The sequence below is a fragment of the Herbidospora solisilvae genome, assembly GCF_009901565.1.
In the GTDB taxonomy this organism is placed as follows: Bacteria; Actinomycetota; Actinomycetes; order Streptosporangiales; family Streptosporangiaceae; genus Herbidospora; species Herbidospora solisilvae.
Map to the genome: position 1 here is coordinate 242,983 of NZ_WXEW01000009.1, position 21,715 is coordinate 264,697.

Genomic DNA, 21,715 nt, shown 5'->3' on the forward strand with positions numbered 1-21,715 from the left:
TGCGTCCTCAATCACGAGGAGTGCAAGCATGAAGGTCTTCGTCACGGGCGGCAGCGGTTTCGTCGGCGGCGTTCTCGTCCATCGGCTCGTCGCCGAAGGACATGAGGTCATGGCGCTGGCCAGATCGGGCTCGAGCATTCAGCGGGTACGTGCGGCCGGAGCCGAAGCCGTTCCCGGCGATCTCGCCGAGCTCGGCCGGTCCGGTTCCCCGGTGCCGGTCTGGCTCGACACGCTGCGCGAGGCCGACGCGGTCGTACACGTCGCGGCTCACATGGAGTTCTGGGGGCCCGACTCGCTCTTCGAACAGGCCAATCACGTGCCGACCCTCGCCCTGCACGCCGCGAGCGTCGCGGCCGGGGTGCGGCGCTTCGTGCTCGTCAGCGCCGCGTCCGTCTCCACGGGCAGTCAACGTCGTCCCGTCGTCGACGAGTCGACGCCGGAAGGCCGGCCGAACATCGCCTACAGCCGGGTCAAGCTGGCCACCGAACGTGCACTGGTGAAGGCCCACAGCGAGAACACCGAGCTGGTCGTGCTCCGCCCGCCGTTCATCTGGGGTCGCGGAATGACGACGATCAACGAGATGGTCAAGGTCGCCGACGCGGGACGGTTCGCCTGGATCGATCACGGCAAGCACATCGTCGACTTCGTGCACGTCGAAAACCTGACGGGCGCCGCGATGCTCGCGCTCACACGGGGCCGCCACCGCGGGGTGTACTACGTGACGGACGGCACGCCGATGCCCATCCGGGACTTCCTCACCCCCTTGCTGGCGACCCGCGGCGTGGATCTGTCCGAGAGCCGCAGCGTCCCTCTGGCGATGGCGGCGCCCATGGCCGCGATGATGGACCGCACGGCCCGCCTGCTCCGCCGCAAGACGGCGCCCCCGCTGACGAACTGGCTGGTGAGCTTCACCGGCCGCGACCGTTCCTACGACATCACCGCCGCGCGGAGGGAACTGGGCTACTCGCCTGACATGACGGTGGAGAAGGGCCTGGCGGAGATGAGCTTCTCGTGAGGTGACGACCTCGCACGCCACGGTCTCACCGCCCCACCATGCCGGCCAGCACGTCTCTGGCGCGACTCACCTGGGCGTCGCCACCACAGCCATAACGGCACCGCAACGTCGGGACCACCAGGACAACGCTGACCACCGGCGACTCGCCGAGGCCGGCCTCGCGAGAACGACACCTCCTGCTGCTACGCCCGAATCCTGGGAGGTGTACGTGGTCGAGGCCGACGCGGGCAACCTCGGCGGGCCGCTCCAACGACGGTGCAGCATCTCTGTGCCGGCCTTCGAGTAAGAGCACGCCGACTGCTGCTGAACGTCAGGTCACCAGGTGACCGGCAGGGCGGTCAGCCCGCCGGTCAGAGTCTTCGGGTCGAAGGTCATCTCTTCCAGTGGCCGTCCCAGCCGCATGGTCGGGAAGCGGGTGACGAGCTGGGTGAAGACCACGCTCAGCTCGATGCGGGCCAGGGGCGCGCCCATGCAGTAGCGCGGGCCGTGGCCGAAGCTCAGGTGGGGCGCCACGGCGCTGCCGGGGTCGAAGCGCTCCGGTTCGGGGTAGGCGGCCGGGTCGTGGTTGGCCGCGCCCGTGTCCAGCAGGACCAGGTCACCGGCGCGTACCGGGACGCCTTCCATGTCGAGGTCGGTGCGGGCATAACGCACGAGGCCGCCGCCGCCCAGGCCGAAGCCGCGCAGGATCTCCTCCACCGTGGCGTCGATGCGCGCGGGGTCGGCGGCCAGGGCCTGCCACTGGCCCGGGGTGGACATCATCCACAGGGTGCCCATGCCGATCGCGGTGACCGTGGTCTCGTGACCGGCGAACAACAATGACATGCCGAGCATGGCGGCCTCGTCGTCGCTGACGCCCTCGGTCGCGGCCAGGCAGGAGATCACGTCGGCGTCCGGGTCGCCTTCGGCGCGTTTGCGGGCGACCAGGTCACGGCCGTACATGAACAGGTCGGCCAGGCCCTGTTCGGATCGGGTGCGGTCGGTGACGTCCGCGGCGGCCTGGCTCCAGGCGCGGAACCGGTCGCGGTCGTCGTAGGGCACGCCGAGAAGTTCGCAGATGACGGCGATCGGCAGCGGCAGGGCCAGCGCGCTGTGCAGGTCGGCGGGGGAGCCGGCGGCCTCCATCTCGTCGAGCAGCGAGGTGGTGAGTTCCTCGATCCGGGGGCGCAGGGCGCGCATGCGCTTGGGGGAGAAGTGGGGCTGGAGCAGGGCGCGCATGCGGCGATGGTCGCTCTGCTCGGTGTCGAAGTCGCCGAGCGGGCCGCCGAAGAGGGCCGACTCTCCGCTGCGGGAGGCGCGTTCCGGCTCGGGATGGGCCCGGCCGAACCGATCGTCGGCGAGTAGGCGGCGGACTTCCTCGTATCCGGTGACGAGCCAGGCGGGGTCGCCGACCGCCGTGGTCACCGCGTGCACCGGGCCCTGTTTCTGGAGTTCGCTCAGCTCAGGAGGGCGGCGCAGCGGGCCTTCTGACCGTTCGAACGGAAGCGTGGACATGGGACCTCCCGATAAGTAGACATCCCTTTGTATACTCCGTCGTATAAGAATCTAACTTGTACACTTTGGGGGATACAAGAGGAGAGTCCGAATGGTCGACCAGGTGGCCCCGGTCCGGCGGTTGCGGCGCGCCGAGCGGCGCGAACAGATCCTCGACGCGGCCACCCGCGCGTTCGCCCGCAACGGGTTCGCCGACACCGGCCTGGACGACATCGCCGCCGAGGCGGAACTGACCCGGGCCATGCTCTACCGGCACTTCGAATCGAAGGCCGACCTCTACCGGGCCGTGCTCGACCGGTCTTGTGCCCGCCTGATCGAGGCCACCGGCTCCGGCAACTACGACGACCGCGCGATTCCCGCCCTGGTCGAGGCGGCGAGCGCCGATCCTGACGGGTTCCGCTTGTTGTTTCGCCACGCCGCGCGCGAGCGCGAGTTCCGCGACCTGACGAACTTCATGGCAGTCGCCTCCCGCGAGCTCGCCCATCGCAACCTGGCCCGCGTCATCCCCGCGGGCCCGTGGCTGGAGTGGGCCGCCGACCTGATTCCGGCGCTCACCGTCGAGGCGGTCATCGCCTGGCTGGACGCCGGACGACCCGATCCCGACCAGGTGGCCGACCGCATCGCCGGGGTGGTGCACGGTGTCATCACCGCGGCCGGGGCGGCCTCGCGGCCGACCGCGAATTGATCCGTCGTCGATCAGGAATGCTCCGCCCCGTCGTCGGTTCTGGTGGCCCCTCGCCACCTGCGGAAGGATTGACGACCATGACCGACGCCAGAGTGCCCGGCGACGACGAGGCCGCGTTCATCGCGGCGGCCCGCTCGACCGACGCGGCACCGTTCGTGCTTCTCACGGAGCGCTACCGGCGTGAGCTGCAGGTGCACTGCTACCGGATGCTCGCCAACTACGAAGACGCCCAGGACATGACGCAGGAGACGTTCCTGCGGGCGTGGCACAAGCGGGCGTCCTTCAGGGGCCACGCGGCGCTGCGGACCTGGTTGTACCGGATCGCGACCAACGCCTGCCTCGACTTCCTGGACAAGCGCGACGACCGCACACCCGTGCCCGCGGACCTGCCGGGCGCGGGCTCGGAAGTGCGCTACCTGCAGCCCTACCCCGACCGGATGCTCCCGGAGGACCCGCAGGAATCGGTGGTGGCGCGGGAGACGATCGAGCTGGCCTTCATCGTCGCCGTCCAGCACCTGCCGCCGCGGCAGCGGGCAGTGTTCATCGTGCGCGACGTCCTGGGCTGGCCGGCGTCGAAGGCCGCCGACGCCCTGGAGCTGACCGTCGCATCGGTGACCAGCGCACTGCAGCGGGCACGCGTGACGATGCGCGGGCAACTGCCGGGCCGCCGCCTCGACTGGCGGAGCCCCGCCCCGGACGAGCTGTCGGATGAGGAGCGCGGCGTGGTGAAGGCGTACATGGACGCCCATGAGCGCAACGACCTCACCGGGCTGGCTGCCCTGTTGCGCCATGACCTGCGCTTCGCGATGCTGGCCGAGCCGAGCACCCTGATCGTCACGGCCAAGGACGCGGTGGACGGCTGGGTCTCCGGCGGGCTCTTCCAGCGCGGCCACGACGACTGGCGCTGCGTCGCCACGACGGTCAACCGCATGCCTGCCGCCGCGCTGTACCTCCGCACCCCCGACGACCCGGAACACCGTCTGTACACCATCGCGGTCCTGCGCATCGTGGACGGGAAGATCACCGAGCTGACGGGATTCGACGCCCGCGACAAACCATGGCTGGGCCTGCCCGCGACGCTGTGACCAGGCACGTCCGAGCACCCATACCTGCTGAACACCACCGCCTCGCCGGGTTGCCGCCGGGGCGTCCTTCACTCTGAGGAGGTACGGCTCATCGTCTCGTCTCGTATCGGGTCAGCATCACGCCGCCGGGAAACGTCCGCGTCTCCACCAGGTTCAGGTTCACCCACGTGTCCAGGGCCGTGAAGAACGGCGTGCCGCCGCCCAGCAAGACCGGTGCGGTGACCAGCACGTACTCGTCGATCAGCCCGGCCCGCATGGCCGCTGCGGCAAGTGTGGCGCCGATGATGTCCATGGGGCCGCCGTCTTCGGCCTTGAGCCGGGCGATCTCGGCGACCGCGTCGCCGGTGACCAGGCGGGTGTTCCAGTCGACCGTGCCGATCGTGGAGGAGAACACCACCTTCGGCATGTCCCGCCAGCGGCGGGCATACTCGACCTCCGCCGGTGTGGCGCCGGGCCGCTGGTCGGCGGTCGGCCAGTGGGAGCTCATCGTCTCCCACAGCTTCCGCCCGTACAGCGCCAGGTCGGTCGCGCCCACCCGGTCGGACCACCACTGGAACAGCTCGTCGCTCGGTACGCTCCAGCCGAGGTCGTCGCCGGGCGCGGCGATGTAGCCGTCCAGGCTCAGGTTCATGGCGAAGATCAGTTTCCGCATCGTGCCAGCCCTCTCTTGAGTCGATCTCACACGTACAGACGGGCACAGCGGGAAAACCTAATCGGCGCGCAGCCTTGCCCGGTGCCGACCGGTGGCGTCTGTGGTCATGCGGTGATCGCGCGGGGTTCGAGATAGGCCTCCAGGCCGTAGGTGTGGTGCTCGCGGCCGATGCCGGACTGCTTGATCCCGCCGAACGGCGCTTCGTGGTCGGCGAAGATTCGGTTGATCAGCACCGTGCCCGCCTCGATCCGCCGGGCGACGCGGTGGGCTCGCTCGACGTCGGGGGTGAAGACATGGGCCTGCAACCCGTAGGGGGTGTCGTTGGCGATGGTCACCGCGTCGTCGTCGTCCTCGAACGGGATGACGACGAGCACGGGGCCGAAGATCTCCTCACGGGCGATGCGCATCTGGTTGGTGACCCCGGTGAAGACGGTGGGCTTGACGAACCAGCCCCTCTCCAGGCCCTCCGGACGGCCCGCACCGCCGACGAGCACCCGCGCGCCCTCCTCCAGGCCGAGCCGGATGTAGCTGTGGACACGGTCGAACTGCTGCCGGGAGACGACGGGCCCGACGCCGGTGCCGGGGTCACGCGGGTCGCCCACCCTGAACGCGGGCATGGCGGCCTTGACGGCTTCGAGCACGTCGTCGAGCCTGCTGCGCGGCGCGAGGATCCGCGTGCCGGCGAAGCAGGTCTGTCCGTTGTTGAGGAAGCCGGAGGCGAGCGCCGCGGGGACGGCCGTCGTCAGATCGGCGTCGTCGAGCAGGATGCTGGGGCTCTTGCCGCCGAGTTCGAGGGTGAGGCGCTTGAAGGTGGCGGCGGCGTTGCGCATGATCCGCTGCCCGACCGCCGTCGATCCGGTGAAGCCCACCTTGACGATGTCGGGGTGTGATGTCAGGACATCACCGACGATCTCGCCCCGGCCGGTCACGATGTTGATCACGCCGGGCGGGACGTCCGCCGCGTCGACGGCCTCCGTCACGACCTGGGTCTGCGTCGCGCTGAGTTCGCTCGGCTTGACGACGACGGTGGCGCCGGCGGCGATGGCGGCCGCCATCTTCTGCGCCAGGAAGACGATGTTGAGGTTCCACGGCGTGATCAGCGCGGCGACGCCGAGTGGTGCCATGACGATGGTGTTCGGTCCGCTGGTCCTGGTGAACTCGTACGTCCCAAGGAGCCTTGCGGCCTCGTCGAACATCCCTGACGCCCTGGGGACGAGGGCGTCGAGGACGCCGCGCACGGCGCCGTACTCCTCGGCCATGGCCTCCTTGAGGTCGTCCAGGCGATCGGTGAACGCGGCGCTCAGCCGGTTGAGGATGGCGATGCGCTCCTGCTTTCCGGTCCGCGAGAAGCTCGGGAAGGCGCGCTTGGCCGCGGCGATGGCGGCGAGCGCGTCGGTCTCGTCGGCGAGCCGGACCTCACCGATGACCTCCTCGGTCGCCGGGTTGTACAGGGGGGACAGTTCGGTGCCGTGCGGGGTGCGGAACTTCCCGTCGACGTACACGTGGTGAATCTTCAGCATGTCGTGCCTCTGTGTCACTGCGGCCGGGGCCGCCGGTGGGTTGGCGGGCGGCGCGGGCCGATGGCCGTGGCCCGCGCCGCCCCACTGGAATGCGGACGGGTCAGACGACGTACCAGGCGCCGCCGGTGCCGCGGCGCTGGTAGCCGTGGTGGGTCCGCTCGAGGCGCGATGACTCCATGACCGTGAAGGCGTGGTATTTGGTGAAGGTGGTGGCACCGGCCAGGCGCTCGGGCCAGGCCTGTCCGTTGGACGTGGTCTTGGAGAGCACCTTGTCGGTGATGTAGTTCACCATCGAGTTGATGAAGTTCTCCGCGCCCACCAGCCGGTGCTCCCGGCCGGTGCCCTGGTGGAAGCCTTCCAGCACGTCCCGTGTGCTCATCTCCTTCAGCGCCTCGTCGGAGGCGGCCAGCATGTCGTGCCAGTACTCACGGGCCGTCTCCACGTCCTCGCGGGTGCCCCACCGGGTGATGTGACCGCCGACGAGCGCCTTGAAGTCGTAGGACAGGATGTCGTCGTGGGCCTGGTAGAACCCGCTGATGTTCTCCGAGGCGTCACAGTGCATGAACGTCACCGAGCCGGGACTCACGATGTCGATCTTGGTGAGGACCTTCTCCTCCGGCGCGTAGATGTAAATGTTGCCCGGGCAGTGGTCGGCGCCCTTGTAGGACAGTTCGAGGCGGCGGCCGCCCACCTCGAGCGTCTCGTCGGTGGTGAACGTGTCCGTGGGCAGCGGACGGTACGGGTCGGGGAAGCGGGCCAGCAGTTCGCGGGTGACGTCATGCGCGATGATCTTCACCTTGGGCCCGAACATCGAGGCCGCTCCGATGTGGTCGGAGTGCCAGTGGCTGTAGATGACATGTGTGACGGGTTCGTCGGTGACCGACTCGATCGCCGCGAAGAGGTTCTCGCCGAGCGGCGGCGGGGCGTCGATCACGACGACGCCGCTGCCTGTCGGCATGAAGGCCGCCTCGTAGCCGGACGGGGTGGTGACCCAGTAGAACCCGTCCCCGATCTCCTCCTTGTGCCAGTTCCTCTCGTAGAAGGAGGGGTCGTGGATGTGGTCGGGCATGAACTGCCGCGGGGACGGCGCGTGCTCGGCGGCGACGGCCTTGGGGAAGCCCCACTTCTGGGCGGCGTAGAAGTCGCCGTATTTTCCTGCCATGTGTCTTACTCCTCTTCGGTGACACCGGTGTCCGCGATGCGCAGGACCGGTTTGACGACATCGCCGTGTGCCGCGTCGGCGAAGGCGGTGTTGATGTCGTCGAATGCGTAGAACCGCACCAGCCGGTCGATCGGGAACCGGCCCGACCGGTACAGCTCCACGAGCTTGGGGATGAACAACTGCGGTACGGCGTCGCCCTGGACGATGCCGCGCACCGACTTCCCGAGCGCGAGTCTGGCGGGATGGAGGGAGGCGTCGGGACCGCCCCCTGCGACCGTGCCGAGCTGACCCAGCGGCGCGAGGGCGTCCACGGCGTGCCGGAGCATGTCGGCATGGCCGGTGGTGTCCAGCAGGTGTGCGACACCCCTGCCGGTGATGGCCCTGATCTCCTCGGTCACGTCCACATGGGCGGCGTTGAGCGTGTGGGTGGCGCCCAGTTCCGCCGCCAGGTCCAGGCGCCGGTCGTTGACGTCGACCGCGATGATCGTCGAGGCGCCCGCCACCCGGGCGGCCATCACCGCGCCGCAGCCGACGGCGCCGACCCCGAACACGGCCACCGCCGAACCCGCCTGGGCGGCGAACGTGTTCAGCACCGCTCCGGCACCGGTCTGCAGGCCGCATCCCAGCGGCGCGAGCACCTCCAGCGGCACGTCCCGGCTCACCTTCACCGTGTTGCGCTGCGTGGCCAGGGCATGGGTGGCGAACGAGGACTGCCCGAAGAAGTGCCCGTGGACGGCGCCGTCCCCGTCGTCGGCCGGATGGATGCCGCGGGTGCCGTCGAGCCGGGCACCGGAGAAGTTCGCCGTGAACGCGCTGTCGCAGTAGGCCGGCCGTCCGCTCAGGCACTGCGGGCACTGCCCGCACGCCTGGAACGACAGGATGACATGGTCGCCCGGCACCACATTGGTGACACCGGCGCCGACCCGCTGGACGACGCCGGCCCCCTCATGTCCGAGCACGAGAGGGAGCGGGGCGGGAATCCGCTGATGCCACACATGAGCGTCGGTCTGGCAGATCCCCGCGGCCACCAGCTTGACCAGGACCTCGTCATCCCGAGGCTCATCGAGCCTGAGCTCCTTCAGCACCAATGGTTTCGCCGGTTCTTCGGCGACCGCGGCCCGAACACGCATGACAAGTCCCTCCAGATCTTCAGGACGGCAGACCCGGATCGGCAAATCTGCTGTGATATAGATCGTCTGCTCGACGAATCGTCTTGAACATAGCCTATTTGTCCGTTTTGGTGCAAACACCCGGCCTGAGGCCCTGCCTTGATCGGAGATGAGGGAGGCGGCGGTGACCGCTCCGACGGCGGCGAGGGCGCGGTTCCCGGCATGGCCGCCGATGGTCCACGCTGCGCTGATGACTCCATCACCTGAAGGCCGACCCTCCCCGACAGCTCCGAGGATGGTATGTAACATCTATCGTCTGCCGAACAGACGGTATGTCTACACTAAGGTGCTTCTTGTGAATTCGCAGCGTGGCAAGGGTGCGACGGACCCGGCAGCCGAGCCTCCCCGGCTGGAGGACGACTTCGGTTTCGCCATCGGTGTGGTCTTCCGCGCCTACGCCAAGGCGGTCGAGGCCGCGGTGGCCGACATTCCCGGCGGACCCCGCGGCTACTTCGTGCTCATGGCCGCCGTGCAGGGCCACGCCAACAGCCAGCGATCCCTGGCCAACCGCCTGGGCATCGACCGCACGATCATGACCTACCTGCTCGACGACCTGGAGAAGGCCGGGCTGGTAGAACGCAGACCCGACCCTTCCGACCGCAGGAACCGGCACATCCTCCCCACCGAGCACGGAACACGCCGCTGGCAGGAGCTCAGCGGACCGGTGGGTCAGGCAGAACAGCAGCTCCTGGAAAACCTCCCGGACGAAGCGCGCGCCACTTTCCGTACCTTGTTGTGCACCCTCGCCCACCACGTCAGCAGCCCCACCACCTGAGGCACTTCTACGATCGCCGCAGGATGTGCGGCAGCCGCGTCGGCGAGCGACGACCTCACGGGTGTGGGCTCATGCGGCTACGCCCCCTCGCCGCCGGTATCGGCAGGGGAGCTGGGCGTATACAACATCTATACCGAATGGCCGATAATCGGCGGCGTGGAGTTTCGGCTGCTCGGACCCATCGAAGTGATCGCCGGAAGCGGGCCCGTCCCGCTGGGCGGGACCAAACCCCGGACGTTGCTCGCGGCGCTGCTGCTGGAGAACGGCCACGTCGTGCCGACCGCCCGGCTCATCGACGTGATCTGGCCCGACGACCCGCCCGACACCGCCAAGGCGGCCATCCAGACCTACGTCAAAACCCTGAGACAGGCCCTCGCCCGGCACGGCGCCGCCGACGTCATCCTCACCCGCGCCCCTGGCTACCTGGCCCAGGTCCCGGAGGACGCCCTCGACGCGGCCCGCTGCCACGACCTGGTCACCCGCGCCCGCGCGGCGGCCAGCCCGCAGGAGGCCGCCGACCTGCTCGACGCCGCCCTCGCGTTGTGGCGGGGGCCGGCCCTGGCGGGACTGGAGGCCACCCGGCTCGCGGGGGAGGCCGTCCGCCTGGAGGAGCTGCGGCTGACCGCCACCGAGGAGCGGATGGCCGCCGGGCTCGCCCTCGGCCACCACGGCCGCCTGGCCTCCGAGCTGGCCGCCCTCGTCGGGCGCCACCCCGCCAACGAACGCCTGCGCGGCCAGTACATGACCGCCCTCTACCGCCTCGGCCGCCAGTCGGACGCCCTGGCCACCTTCCGTGAGGGCCGCCAGGTGCTCGTGGACGAACTCGGCATCGACCCCGGCCCCGAGCTCGCCGCGCTCTACCACGCGATCCTGCGCGGCGACCCCATGCTCCAGGGGCCGCCGTCCGGCCACGGCCCGAGGGTGGCCGCGCCCGCGCAGCTCCCGCCGCCGCCCGCCGACTTCACCGGACGGCTCGCCGAGACCACCGCGCTCACCGGGGCGCTGGTGACCGGCACCGTGCAGGTGGTCGCCGGGCGCGGCGGCAGCGGCAAGTCGGCGCTGGCCGCCCACGTCGCCCATCGGATCGCGGCCGCGTTCCCCGACGGCCAGCTCCACGCCGAACTGCGCGGGATGAGCGAGGCGCCCGCCGACCCCGGCGAGGTGCTCGGGTTGTTCCTCAAGGCGCTGGGCGCCGACCCGGTCCCCGCTGACCCGACCGAGCGGGCCGAACTCTACCGGCGGCTGCTCACCGGGCGGCGGGTGCTGGTGCTGCTCGACGACGCCGCCGACGAACGGCAGGTCCGGCCGCTGCTGCCGGGCGGCGGCTGTGGAGTGCTGATCACCTCGCGGAACCGGCTCGGCGGGCTCAGCGGCGTGAGCCGTACCGACCTGGACGTCTTGGACGCCGACGAGGCGCTGGAGCTGCTCGAACGCATCGTCGGCGCCGAGCGCGTCGCGGCCGAGGAGCCGGTGGCCCGCGAGATCGCCGAACTGTGCGGACGGCTCCCGCTGGCGCTGCGCATCGCCGGGGCCCGGCTGGCCACCCGGCAACGCTGGCCGCTGCGGCTGCTCGCCGGCCGCCTCGCCGACGAACGCCGCCGCCTCGACGAGCTGGCCATCGCCGACCTGGAGGTCCGCGCCGGGTTCGAGCTGAGCTACCGCGCCCTGGACCCGGGCGCGCGGCGCGCCCTGCGCCGCCTCGGCCACCTGGGCGCGACCGAGTTCGCGGCCTGGATCGTCGCCTGGCTGACCGGTGAGCCCGCCGCCGAGGCCGAGGACACCGTCGAACGGCTCGTCGACGCCCAGCTCGTCGACTTCGCCCGGGTCGACGACCTCGGCACCCCGCGCTACCGCGTGCACGACCTGGTCCGCATCTACGGCCGCGAACGCGCCGAGGCCGAGGAGCCCGCGGAGGACCTCGCGGCGGCCGTCGGCCGGGTGCTCGGCGGCTGGCTGACACTCGCCGACCAGGTGAGCGCCGACGCCCCGTCCGACGAGATCGGCCGCCCGGCTCCCGTCATCACGGGCGCGGAGGTCTCGCCCGACCTGGCCGCGCAGGTGCTCGCCGCACCCCACGACTGGTTCGACTTCGAACAGCCCGCCCTCGTCGTCGGCCTCGAACGCGCGGCGGCGCTCGGCCTGCACGAACTCGTCTGCCGGTTCGCCTCCGCGCGCCTGGGCCCGTCGTTCCTGGGCGTCAACCGCTTCGCCTCCCGCGAGCGCATCACCCAGGCCGCCCTGGCCGCCGCCCGGCGCGCCGGCGACCCCCACGGCGTGGCGACGATGCTGGCCGAACTCGGCCGCCTCCGGTATGACCAGGACCGCTTCGCCGAGGGCCGGCAGGTGCTCGACGAGGCGCTCAGCGCCTTCCGCGATCTCGGCGACACCCGCGGGCAGGCGGTCGCGCTGGCCGCGCTCGGCGTGATCTGCCGCGAAACCGGCCGCCTCGCCGAGGCGCTGCACTTCCTCGACGGCGCGACCGCCCTGCTGGGCGACGATCCCGCCGTCCACTATCCGCAGCGGGTGGCCGCCTCGGTCCGGCTGGAGCGCGGCGACTTCCCCGAGGCGTGGGCCGGGCTGGAGAACTGCCTGCGCGGCTACCGTGCCGCCGGCAGCCGCCGCGGCGAGGGCCTGACCTTACGCACGATGAGCCTCCACCACCGCGCCACGGGAGCCTACGACCAGGCCATCGAGGCGGCCGAGGCCGCGCGCGGCATCTTCACGCGGCTCGGCGACCCGCTCATGGAGGCGTACTCGATCCGGGCCCGTGCCAAGGCCGAGATCCGGCTCGGCCGGATCGACGTCGCGCTGCCCGCACTGGAGCAGGGGCTGTCGCTCTGCCAGGCCATGGGCGACCGGTGGGGGCTCGGCGTCACCCTGCGCACCCTCGGCGAACTGCACCTCGCGAGCGGCCAGCTCGACGACGCCGACGCGTGCCTGACCGCCTCGCTCCAGCTCTGGGACGAGCTCGACGTGCTGCTGTGGCGGGCCCGCACCGAACGCGACCTCGCCCGGCTCCACGAGGCCAGGGGCGACCACGAGGCCGCCGAACTCGCCCTCGACCGGGCGCTGAAGATCTTCCGCGACCAGGGAGCCCGCGAGTACGGCGAACTGAAGAGGCGCTGAAAGAAGCGCTGAAACCGGCCCTCCGCGGAGTTTCACCGATCTTTCAGAGCGTCCACGGAACCTTTCGGGTGTCAGCAGAAAACACCTGGAAGGACAGCAGAAATGCTCTCTCGCCTTATCTCCGGTTCCCTCGGCGTCCTCTTCGCGACCACGGTCGGCGTCGCCGGCCTGACGACCGTGGCCACGCCCGCCTCGGCCGACTCCGCACCCGGCGGCGAGATCACCCGCTCGGAGGTGCTCTCCCGGGCCCAGAACTGGGTCACCCGCCAGGTCAAGTACAACCTGACCCGGGCCTCCGGCACCCTCTACACCGACGTCGAGGGCGACAACCGATACGGCCCCGACTGCTCCGGCCTGGTCTCCATGGCCTGGCACATCACCGCCAACTCCGGCAAGGGCGGCAACAGCACCGACGACTTCGAGGTCTGGAGCCAGACCGAGTTCCTGCCGAGCCTGCACGACCTCAAGCCCGGCGACGCCATCCTCAAGAACGGCCACATCGAGCTGTTCGCCCGCTGGAAGAACCCCGCCAACCACACGCAGGGCGCCTGGACCTACTCGCTCAACGGCACCGGCAACCCCGACGGCAACGGCTGGCAGGAGGACTGGGCCAAGGGCCCCATCGCCAACTGGCGCGGCCAGGTGGGCGACGAGAGCTGGTCGAGCATGCAGAACTACCGGCCCATCAGGTACAAGAAGATCGTCGACGACCCGGCCGAGGCCCCCCGCCCGCTGGTCGACTCGCAGGGCACCCGGCTCACCGACTTCGATGGAGACGGGAGACCCGACATCCTCGGGCTGGGCGCGAGCGGCGACGACCTGTGGCTGATCCCGAACACCAGTTCCTCGGGCAGCCCGTCACGCGGCCAGAGCATCCAGATCTCCTCCGGCTGGCGCACGATCACGAAGTACTGGCTGGCCGACTACGACGGCGACGGCAGGACCGACATCCTCGGCACGCAGGACCCCGACAAGCTGTTCGTCTGGCGTAACATCAGCACGCCCGGCAACCCGTCGGTCGCGCCCCTGGTCAGCCTCGGGACCGCGTGGAACACGCTGGCCAAGCTGGTGATCGGTGACTTCACCGGTGACGGGAAGGTCGACATCGGCGGCGTCAACGCGAGCACCGGCGACCAATTCTGGGTCGTGCCGAACACCAGCACCCCCGGCAACCCCTCGCGCGGCCAGAGCATCCCGATGACCACCGGCTGGTCCACCATCACCCGCTTCTGGGCCGCCGACTACGACCGCGACGGCAAGACCGACCTCATCGGCCTCCAGGGCACCGACCAGATGTTCGCCTGGCGCAACACCGCCACGGGCGGCACCCCCTCCTTCGCGCCACTGGCCAACCTGGGCACCGGCTGGAGCTCCCTGACCAAGCTCGTGCTGGGCGACTTCACCGGTGACGGCAAGGTCGACATCGCCGGCTGGACCGCGTGGAACGCCGACCAGCTCTACGTCGTGCCGAACACCACCAGCGGCACCACCCTGTCCCGCGGCCAGAGCATCCCGATGTCCACCGGCTGGGCCTCCATCACCAGCTACCTGGTCACCGACTACGACGGCGACGGCAAGACCGACCTCCTGGGCGTCCAGGGCGACGACCAGATGCTCACCTGGCGCGGCACCCACTCCGGCGGCACCCCCGGCTTCACGGCGCTGACCAGCCTCGGCACCGCCTGGAGCACGATCAGCCACATCCCCACCGCCCAGTAACCCCTCCCCGGGCCGCCCCCTCGCGGGGCGGCCCCCTTCGCTTGGAGTCACCGTGTCCTCTCTCCGCCGCCTCGTCGCGCTCGCCCTGGCCGCCGCCGGCCTCGCCACCGCTCTCGCCCAGCCCGCCGCCGCAGCCTCCGCCAACCCCGACCCGAGCCGGTTCCCCGTACGGGGCGTCGACGTCACCGAATACCAGCACCCCAACGGGGCGGCGGTGAACTGGGCGCAGATCCGCCAGTCGGGCATCGCCTTCGCCACCCTCAAGGCCACCCGGGGCACCAACAAGACCAACTCCTACTTCGCCTCCGACCTGGCCGGGGCGCTCGGCCAGGGCATCCCGACCGCGCCGTACCACTACCTGACCGGGACCAGCTCGAACGTGGCCGCGCAGGCCGACTTCTTCATCGGCGCCCTGCGGAACGCCGGGTACACGGGGAACCGGGCGAACGAGCTGCCGCCGATCCTCGACCTGGAGTGGACCGACGACGGCACCAGCTCGTGCCCGCCGTACACGACCGTCCCGTTCGTGCAGGAGTTCCTCGACCGGGTGCAGTCGGCGTTCGGGGTGAAGCCGTGGATCTACACCTCGCGCGGGTTCATGTCGAGCTGCATGGGCAACACCACGGCCTTCGGCTCCTACGGCCTCCAGGTCGCCGACTACACCTCCGGCCGTACCCTCCCGTCGGTGCCCTCGGGGTGGCCGACCTGGCTCATGTGGCAGTACGCCGACGTCGGCAGCGTTCCCGGGGTGCCGACCACGAACGTCACGCTGAACGTCTTCAACGGCAGTCAGGCCGACCTCGACGCGCTGGTCCGGCGCGATCCGCCGCGTCCGCTGGTCGACCCGCAGGGCGGCCGGGTGACCGACTTCGACGGCGACGGCAGACCCGACATCCTGGGTCTCGGCCAGACCGGCGACGACCTGTGGTTCATCCCGAACACCAGCTCCTCGGGCAGCCCGTCACGCGGACAGAGCAAGCTCGTCTCGACCGGCTGGCGCACGATCACGAAGTACTGGCTGGCCGACTACGACGGCGACGGCAAAACCGACATCCTCGGCACCCAGGACCCCGACAAGCTGTTCGTCTGGCGTAACACCAGCACTCCCGGGAACCCCTCGGTCGCGCCCCTGGTCGGCCTCGGCACCGCGTGGAACACCCTGGCCAAGCTCGTGATCGGCGACTTCACCGGCGACGGGAAGGTCGACATCGGCGGCGTCAACGCGAGCACCGGCGACCAGTTCTGGGTCGTGCCCAACACCAGCACCCCCGGCAACCCGTCACGCGGTCAGAGCATCCCGATGACGACCGGATGGTCCACCGTCACCCGGTTCTGGCCGGCCGACTGGGACCGCGACGGCAAGACCGACCTCTTGGGATTGCAGGGTAACGACCAGCTGTTCGCCTGGCGCAACACCGCCTCCGGCGGCGTGCCGTCGTTCGCCCCGCTCGCGAACCTGGGCACCGGCTGGAGCACGCTGACCAAGCTCGTGCTGGGCGACTTCACCGGTGACGGCAAGGTCGACATCGCCGGCTGGACGGCATGGAACGCCGACCAGCTCTACGTCGTGCCCAACACCTCGTCCGGCACGACCCTGTCGCGCGGCCAGAGCGTCCCCATGTCCACCGGCTGGTCGTCGATCACCAGCTACCTGGTCGCCGACTACGACGGCGACGGCAAGACCGACCTGCTGGGCGTCCAGGGCACAGACCAGATGCTCATCTGGCGCGGCACCCACTCCGGCGGCACTCCCGGCTTCACCGCCCTGACCAGCCTGGGTACGGGCTGGAACACGGTCGGCCACATACCCACCGCACAGTGACCCACCACCCTCCGCTCGGGCCGTCCGGGGTTCTCCCCGGACGGCCCCGCGGGCGTTTCCCGGAAAGGAACCACGATGTTGCTGCTGTCCGATCCATCCGTCGGCCGGACGCCGATCAGGGAGTGCGGCGAACCGCTCGTCGACCTGCGGGCCGTCCCGGCCCTGCGGGTCGACCCCCGCATGGCCCCGACCGGCCCCGGCCACGCCCACTTGCGGCTGGGCGTGGTCGACCGGCTGGTCACTGCGCAGACCTACCTCCCGCCCGGCCTCTACTTCCTCGTGATCGAGGGCTTCCGCCCGGTCGCCCTCCAGAAGGAGTACTTCGACGCCCACAAGGACCGGCTCCGCGCCGCCGAACCGGGCCACGACGAGGACTGGTACCACGTCAGGGCCAGCCGCTACATCTCCCCGCCGGACGTCGCCCCCCACGTCGCCGGGGCGGCGGTCGACCTCACGCTGTGCGATGTGGACGGCGCCGAACTCTGGCTCGGCACCGAGGTCAACGACACCGACACCGAGCACTGCCACACGGCCTCACCCTCGGTGACCGGCGAGGCGGCCGACCGCCGCCGGATGCTCTCCGACGCGCTCACCTCCGCCGGTTTCGTCAACTACCCGACGGAGTGGTGGCACTGGTCCCACGGCGACCGCTACTGGGCCCGTGTCACCGACGCGGAGGCCGCCCGCTACGGCCCCGCAGAACTGCCCTGAGAACAGGTCACCGGGGTGTGCCCACCGCACCCCGGTGACACACGGGTCCGCAGTGAGTCGAACCAGGCGAGGTACGAGCGGAGCCCCGCTCCGCCCTGGAAGATCGCCCATTCCGCGCGCCGATCAACGAGGAGAGTCCAACCCCGCGCCCTGCTGCTCGCGCTCCCGACGGTGACCGGCGGCACGCCCGCCACGAGAACGATCCACGCCGGGCTCGTACGACCCCCGAGAGCACACTGACCACGGTCGACGGCGTCACGACCGGCAGCGTGACCGGATCCAGTCGCAGCGGTTCGACACGGTGGTCCCGGCGCGCGGGCAGCCGTATCTGCGTGATGGCGCGCGACATCGAACCCGGTGTTTCCGGCTCGGTGACCGTAACGGTGACGGACGACTCGCTCACGGTCGAAGACCATCCAGCTCCTGCACGGTCTGACGATGCCTGAAAAGAATTTCGCGGTTTTGTCACAACTCCTGCTTCTTCCCTGTCCTAACTGACGTCTGGCAACGAGAAAAGGGTCCACGCCCCTTACTTCGGCAGTGAGCTGAGCAGCGCTCGCAGCTGCCCGGAGACGGCGCGACCCTCGGCCGGATCGGCTGGCTAAGCACAAACCAGGGGAAGTGATCACATGTCCGAAGCGCGGAAGACCGCACTGACGGCGCTCCAGGAGGGGAAGGTGTTCGGAGAAGATGCCTGAGACACTCGATGACCTGCGAGAACACCTGCAGTGGGCGGTCGAGCTGGAACACGCCACCCTCCCGCCCTACCTGTGCGCGCTCTACACGCTCGACCCGGAGCGCAACCCCGAGGCGGTCGAAGTGGTCGGGAGCGTGTTCGCGGAGGAGATGCTGCACCTGACACTGGCCGCCAACCTGCTGAACGCGGTGGGCGGCCGGCCCCGGCTCGACACGCCCGAGAACATGAAGCCGTTCCCCCGGACGCTGCCCCACGGCAACCTGAAGTTGTCGCTGGAGCCGTTCGGCCCGGAGGCGCTGGAGAACTTCCTGCGTCTCGAAGCGCCCACACCTGACGGCACTCCGGCGCAGACCGAGGGCTACGAGACGATCGGCCAGTTCTACGCCGCGATCGAGAACGGCCTGCGCGCGTTGTGCGCCCGGCTGGGCGAGGAGGCCGTCTTCACCGGCGATCCCTCTCGCCAGATCGGCGCGAGCCACTTCCGCCACACGGCCGGGCGTCTGATCGCGGTCACCGACCTGGCGTCGGGGCTGGCGGCGCTGGACGAGATCGTGGAACAGGGCGAGGGCATGGCCCGCGACGAGGTCTGGGACGGCGACAAGGACGTCTTCCACCCCGAACGGGACGAGGTCGCCCATTACTACCGCTTCCTGGAGCTCAAGGCGGGCCGCCGCTACCAGCGGGGCGACACGCCGAACTCCGGCCCGACGGGCGACCCGATCACGGTCGACCCGGCGGGCGTCTACCCGATCACCACGACCGCCTCGTCGGAGGAGTTCAACCGGGCCTACCGCGGGCTGCTGCGGGCGCTGGAGGAGGCTTTCGACGGCAGCCCACAGCAGATGGCCTCGGCCGTGGCCGCCATGTTCGGCGTCAAAGCACAGGCCATGGCCCTGGTCGCCAAGGGTGCCTTGCCTGCCTTCGCGTACGTGGAGGGGGAGTGAACCCGACCATCGCCCCTGGTCCGGGGTGTCTTCAGGGCATCGGGAGCTGGAAGCTGCCGAACACCGGGTAGCCCACGTCGCGTAGCTCGACCCCGATGGTGTCCAGCTGTGCGTTGATGAAAGCGACCACGCGACGTTGCCTCGGCTCGGCTGCAAGGGTGTGTGGGCTGGCCATTCCTTCTAGGAACAGGCCGAACCGCGTGTCACCCGCTTGGAAGGCATCGAGCCGTTCGGAGAGACGCGCCCTCTGGTCTTCTTCCGAATTTTCTTTTCCCGATGTGTCGATTGGCGCCGGGTGCGTTCGTCGTCATGGTGAGAGGCCGGCAACGGGCCGGTCACCGCTCACCGGAGGCTCACGATGTCCGTCACGACCACCGCCGCCGCTCCCGCCGCCCCCGTCGTCGTTCCCGCCAGGCCGCTGATCACCGGTGGCCTGGCCGCCACGGCCGCCGCCGCCGTGGCGACCGTGGCCGTCGCCGTGGCGGGGGAGGCCGTCGGAATCAGCCTCGCCATCGGCGGCGCGCCGATCCCGGTGCCCGGATTCGCCGTGCTGACCGTCGTCTTCTCCGTCATGGGCCTGGCGTTGGCCCTGGTGCTGGCCCGCTGGGCGCGCCGTCCGCGTGTGGCGTTCGTCCGCACCACCATCGTGCTCACCGCGGTGTCGCTGGTGCCCGATGTGCTCGTGGAGGCGTCCACGGCCACGCAGCTGCTGCTGATGCTGACGCATGTGGTCGCCGCCGCGATCGTGATCCCGGCCGTCGCCCGCCGCCTGTCCGCCTGATCCCGTCGAGGGGTCCGCGCTCTGCATACGTTCCTGACCGTGCCGGCTGAGGGCATCCGCAGCTTCGAGCCGGCCCACGTCCTTGCTCCAGGGCGACGCCGAGGGGCATCCGCGGCCTTCGGCGAGGACCGCGCCGGGTTCACCGTCCTCAATGCGGAAGGACGGGCCCGGGGCCGTCGCGTTCAGCAGGCGAGCGCCCGGTTCCCGTGCCGGCTTCTTGAAGGGCCGGACTCTCCCGGGCATCCGGAATGTCGGCGGCAGGGGCCTCGGCCGGATCGCCGGCGCCCGGAAGAAACGGGCGACTTGACTGCCGTTCCCAGCCGCCGCAATCCGTGTTGCCTCGCCCGGCGCTGGGCCGAGAGTGGTCTTCCAGCCGCTGCGGCCTTGGCTGGGCCGCGGCCGGGGTGCCCGCCGGCGCACGATGGGGGCCGATGGCCGGGAGCGGCACGACCCGACACTGTAAAAGTGGACGTGAACAACACCCTGGACATAAGCGCCCCATACGGCAGCAGTGCGGCCTGGAACAAGGAATACGCGCGGCTTAATGACGCCGACGTCTGCTCGGCCTTTCGCGCGTTGCCATCCGGCTCGATAAACCGCGCCGGTGTGCTCGGTGCGTAAGGGCCGGGTCCGGTCGCGAGACCACTGCCGTTCCTGCGGCCACCCCGGTGCGGTGATCCCGGATTAACCAGTGCCTCGCACAGACATACGGCAGAAGTCACAGCAGGGCGCCTGTGGATCGACCAGGTCTTAACGATCGTCGGCCCCGAGCTCTACCTCTCGAATCCCCCCAATTGGAACGTGCCTGGATACGGTGAAACCTCCGGCCCTTGCGGACACATACCGCCGCCACAGCGTGTGCCTGCCGGCCCGAACCCAGAGGAAGTTCGCCATGACCGTGCTCGCGAACACGGCGCCGACCGTCCTGCACCTGTCCGGAGACATCGACATCTCCACCACCGCCGACCTGCGCCGCCGGATTCTCGCCGCTCTCGACGAAAGCGCCGAGGTGCTGATATTGGACATGGCCGCCGTGACCTTCTGCGATGCCGCAGGGCTCGGCGTGCTGATCTACACCGAGCGCCAGGCCCAGGCCCGCGGAGTGACCCTGGCACTGACCCGCCTCACCCCGCGGATGATCAGATTGCTCGACATCGCCAAGTTCGGCGACCGCTTCCCCATTCTGGCCGGCAGCTGATCTGGCATCCCGCCGTTGGGGTCTTGGACGAAACGGCCGTCGCCTCCCACTCGCCGATCCATTAAACGGCCGTCACGCAAGGCCCGCCGTTGAAACGTAAATCGATCATTCTTTTGCTCGATAATGAAAATAATGATGTCATTTGTCTATATTGTTGAGATATGCGCTTAGTCGGAGGGAGCTTTGGGAGCGAGTCGAATGGCAGATGTCTTGGACTTGGAGCGGTTCCTGGACGGAGAACTCGCAGGGGACGAAGTGCGCGCTCCGATCTTGAATTCGTGGCAGCGGTGCCAGGCGGCGGGACTCACTCCCGACACCGCCCGCCCGCGCCTGTCCAACGACCTGGATTTCGACTGCGAGCTGGTACGCGCCGCCCGGCCCGTGTTCGAGCGGCTGCGGACCGCAGTGGCGGACACCCCGGCGGGCATGTTCCTCGGCGATGAGACGGGCGTGATGTTCCTGCGCAACGTGGGTGACAAAGCCCAGAGCAGGGTCTTGGACGCGGTCGGCGCCGCCCCCGGCTTCAGCTACGCCGAGCCGGACATCGGCACCACCGCCTTGGGCTCGGCGCTGGTGGAACGGCGAACCTGCCGGGTCGCGGGCAACGAGCACTTCTCGGCGAACCTCCACGGACTCACCGCAGTGGCCACACCGATCCGCAATCCGCTCAGCGGGCGCGTGGCCGGCGTCATCAGCATCACCTGCCCGAACGACAGGGCGAGCGAGGAGATGGCCGTCCTGGCCCACCAGTCGGCCACCGGCGTCGAGCAGCGGCTGCTCGAACTGAGCAGCGAACACGAGCGTGCCCTGATGGAGGAATTCCTCCGAGCGAAGAGTTTCGGAACCGGAATCGCCATAGCGAGTTCCGCGCCCCTGGCCCTGTGCCGCCGCGATCGGCTCGCCCTGGAGGACGCCGCCGTGCGGCTGGTCACGCAAGGCCGGGGAGCGGTGGTGGAGGTCACCCTCTCCGAGGGCCGCATCGCCACGCTCCTGGCCCAGCCGATGAGCGGTTCCACCGGCATCGCGGTGGAAGTCTGGTTCACCGGCGGTTAGCGCGGCCTTCTGGGACGCCGGTAGGTTTCGTACTGCCGCAGTAAGATCTGCGCGCTTTGCCGACTCGCGCAGGAGCCGAAGTGGCTCCGCCCGTTCATCTTGTCCGGCCA

At 70.0% G+C, this 21,715-nt stretch carries 19 protein-coding genes; 13 read left to right on the forward strand and 6 right to left on the reverse strand.

Annotated elements, in window-relative coordinates; translation table 11 throughout:
• Positions 1–28 precede the first annotated feature (28 nt).
• The gene (locus GT755_RS29620; protein ID WP_161482874.1) at positions 29–1,015 is read left to right on the forward strand and encodes an NAD-dependent epimerase/dehydratase family protein; all 987 of its coding nucleotides are present in this window, start codon (positions 29–31) and stop codon (positions 1,013–1,015) included.
• Positions 1,016–1,330: 315 nt separating this feature from the next.
• On the opposite strand, the gene GT755_RS29625 is transcribed toward GT755_RS29620, so the two are convergent.
• On the reverse strand, positions 1,331–2,506 hold the full coding sequence (locus GT755_RS29625) for a cytochrome P450 (RefSeq protein WP_161482875.1): 1,176 nt from the start codon (positions 2,504–2,506) through the stop codon (positions 1,331–1,333).
• Positions 2,507–2,597: 91 nt separating this feature from the next.
• Here GT755_RS29625 and GT755_RS29630 point away from each other — a divergent pair, with 91 nt between their 5' ends.
• Together GT755_RS29630 and GT755_RS29635 are read left to right on the forward strand one after the other, a co-directional pair.
• Entirely contained in the window at positions 2,598–3,191 is a 594-nt protein-coding gene (locus GT755_RS29630) for a TetR/AcrR family transcriptional regulator (protein WP_161482876.1), read from the forward strand.
• Positions 3,192–3,268: 77 nt separating this feature from the next.
• Positions 3,269–4,276 (forward strand): RNA polymerase subunit sigma-70, encoded by a 1,008-nt coding sequence (locus GT755_RS29635; RefSeq protein ID WP_161482877.1) that lies wholly within the window; start codon positions 3,269–3,271, stop codon positions 4,274–4,276.
• 88 nt (positions 4,277–4,364) lie between these two features.
• Here GT755_RS29635 and GT755_RS29640 read toward each other — a convergent pair whose 3' ends face one another.
• The 4 genes from GT755_RS29640 to GT755_RS29655 all read right to left on the reverse strand — a co-directional run bounded on the left by GT755_RS29640 (position 4,365) and on the right by GT755_RS29655 (position 8,740).
• Positions 4,365–4,928 carry a dihydrofolate reductase family protein gene (locus GT755_RS29640; protein WP_161482878.1) on the reverse strand — a complete coding sequence of 188 codons (564 nt, stop codon included), beginning with the start codon at positions 4,926–4,928 and terminating at the stop codon, positions 4,365–4,367.
• 104 nt (positions 4,929–5,032) lie between these two features.
• Positions 5,033–6,448: an aldehyde dehydrogenase family protein gene (locus GT755_RS29645; RefSeq protein WP_161482879.1), complete on the reverse strand. Its 1,416-nt coding sequence runs from the start codon at positions 6,446–6,448 to the stop codon at positions 5,033–5,035.
• 100 nt (positions 6,449–6,548) lie between these two features.
• Positions 6,549–7,610, reverse strand: coding sequence for an MBL fold metallo-hydrolase (locus GT755_RS29650; protein ID WP_202610665.1), 1,062 nt, complete (start codon positions 7,608–7,610; stop codon positions 6,549–6,551).
• A gap of 5 nt (positions 7,611–7,615) precedes the next feature.
• Positions 7,616–8,740 carry an NAD(P)-dependent alcohol dehydrogenase gene (locus GT755_RS29655; RefSeq protein ID WP_161482880.1) on the reverse strand — a complete coding sequence of 375 codons (1,125 nt, stop codon included), beginning with the start codon at positions 8,738–8,740 and terminating at the stop codon, positions 7,616–7,618.
• 334 nt (positions 8,741–9,074) lie between these two features.
• Here GT755_RS29655 and GT755_RS29660 point away from each other — a divergent pair, with 334 nt between their 5' ends.
• From GT755_RS29660 to GT755_RS29685, 6 genes are all read left to right on the forward strand, one after another.
• Positions 9,075–9,554, forward strand: coding sequence for a MarR family winged helix-turn-helix transcriptional regulator (locus tag GT755_RS29660; protein ID WP_202610666.1), 480 nt, complete (start codon positions 9,075–9,077; stop codon positions 9,552–9,554).
• 156 nt (positions 9,555–9,710) lie between these two features.
• Positions 9,711–12,680, forward strand: a complete 2,970-nt coding sequence (locus tag GT755_RS29665; RefSeq protein WP_161482882.1) for an AfsR/SARP family transcriptional regulator — start codon at positions 9,711–9,713, stop codon at positions 12,678–12,680.
• A 102-nt stretch (positions 12,681–12,782) separates the two neighbouring features.
• Positions 12,783–14,399, forward strand: coding sequence for an FG-GAP repeat domain-containing protein (locus GT755_RS29670; protein ID WP_161482883.1), 1,617 nt, complete (start codon positions 12,783–12,785; stop codon positions 14,397–14,399).
• 52 nt (positions 14,400–14,451) lie between these two features.
• Positions 14,452–16,221: a GH25 family lysozyme gene (locus tag GT755_RS29675; protein ID WP_161482884.1), complete on the forward strand. Its 1,770-nt coding sequence runs from the start codon at positions 14,452–14,454 to the stop codon at positions 16,219–16,221.
• Positions 16,222–16,296: 75 nt separating this feature from the next.
• Complete coding sequence (locus GT755_RS29680; protein WP_161482885.1) at positions 16,297–16,932, forward strand: M15 family metallopeptidase; 636 nt, start codon at positions 16,297–16,299, stop codon at positions 16,930–16,932.
• Positions 16,933–17,622: 690 nt separating this feature from the next.
• Positions 17,623–18,573, forward strand: coding sequence for a ferritin-like domain-containing protein (locus tag GT755_RS29685; RefSeq protein ID WP_161482886.1), 951 nt, complete (start codon positions 17,623–17,625; stop codon positions 18,571–18,573).
• 31 nt (positions 18,574–18,604) lie between these two features.
• On the opposite strand, the gene GT755_RS29690 is transcribed toward GT755_RS29685, so the two are convergent.
• The gene (locus tag GT755_RS29690) at positions 18,605–18,859 is read right to left on the reverse strand and encodes an AbiJ-related protein (protein WP_161483047.1); all 255 of its coding nucleotides are present in this window, start codon (positions 18,857–18,859) and stop codon (positions 18,605–18,607) included.
• A 72-nt stretch (positions 18,860–18,931) separates the two neighbouring features.
• Here GT755_RS29690 and GT755_RS29695 point away from each other — a divergent pair, with 72 nt between their 5' ends.
• The 4 genes from GT755_RS29695 to GT755_RS29710 all read left to right on the forward strand — a co-directional run bounded on the left by GT755_RS29695 (position 18,932) and on the right by GT755_RS29710 (position 21,605).
• Positions 18,932–19,354, forward strand: coding sequence for a DUF6069 family protein (locus tag GT755_RS29695; protein ID WP_161482887.1), 423 nt, complete (start codon positions 18,932–18,934; stop codon positions 19,352–19,354).
• Between the two features lie 465 nt (positions 19,355–19,819).
• The gene (locus GT755_RS29700; protein WP_161482888.1) at positions 19,820–19,975 is read left to right on the forward strand and encodes a hypothetical protein; all 156 of its coding nucleotides are present in this window, start codon (positions 19,820–19,822) and stop codon (positions 19,973–19,975) included.
• Positions 19,976–20,246: 271 nt separating this feature from the next.
• A complete protein-coding gene (locus tag GT755_RS29705; RefSeq protein WP_161482889.1) occupies positions 20,247–20,552 on the forward strand; it encodes an STAS domain-containing protein in 306 nt (101 codons plus the stop codon).
• Between the two features lie 216 nt (positions 20,553–20,768).
• A complete protein-coding gene (locus tag GT755_RS29710) occupies positions 20,769–21,605 on the forward strand; it encodes a GAF domain-containing protein (protein ID WP_161482890.1) in 837 nt (278 codons plus the stop codon).
• Positions 21,606–21,715 lie beyond the last annotated feature (110 nt).

Coding starts and splice junctions, on each gene's coding strand:
- GT755_RS29620 (WP_161482874.1), top strand. CDS start 29: ATGAAGGTCTTCGTCACGGGCGGCAGCGGTTTCGTCGGCGGCGTTCTC.
- GT755_RS29625 (WP_161482875.1), bottom strand. CDS start 2,506: ATGTCCACGCTTCCGTTCGAACGGTCAGAAGGCCCGCTGCGCCGCCCT.
- GT755_RS29630 (WP_161482876.1), top strand. CDS start 2,598: ATGGTCGACCAGGTGGCCCCGGTCCGGCGGTTGCGGCGCGCCGAGCGG.
- GT755_RS29635 (WP_161482877.1), top strand. CDS start 3,269: ATGACCGACGCCAGAGTGCCCGGCGACGACGAGGCCGCGTTCATCGCG.
- GT755_RS29640 (WP_161482878.1), bottom strand. CDS start 4,928: ATGCGGAAACTGATCTTCGCCATGAACCTGAGCCTGGACGGCTACATC.
- GT755_RS29645 (WP_161482879.1), bottom strand. CDS start 6,448: ATGCTGAAGATTCACCACGTGTACGTCGACGGGAAGTTCCGCACCCCG.
- GT755_RS29650 (WP_202610665.1), bottom strand. CDS start 7,610: ATGGCAGGAAAATACGGCGACTTCTACGCCGCCCAGAAGTGGGGCTTC.
- GT755_RS29655 (WP_161482880.1), bottom strand. CDS start 8,740: ATGCGTGTTCGGGCCGCGGTCGCCGAAGAACCGGCGAAACCATTGGTG.
- GT755_RS29670 (WP_161482883.1), top strand. CDS start 12,783: ATGCTCTCTCGCCTTATCTCCGGTTCCCTCGGCGTCCTCTTCGCGACC.
- GT755_RS29680 (WP_161482885.1), top strand. CDS start 16,297: ATGTTGCTGCTGTCCGATCCATCCGTCGGCCGGACGCCGATCAGGGAG.
- GT755_RS29685 (WP_161482886.1), top strand. CDS start 17,623: ATGCCTGAGACACTCGATGACCTGCGAGAACACCTGCAGTGGGCGGTC.
- GT755_RS29695 (WP_161482887.1), top strand. CDS start 18,932: ATGTCCGTCACGACCACCGCCGCCGCTCCCGCCGCCCCCGTCGTCGTT.
- GT755_RS29705 (WP_161482889.1), top strand. CDS start 20,247: ATGACCGTGCTCGCGAACACGGCGCCGACCGTCCTGCACCTGTCCGGA.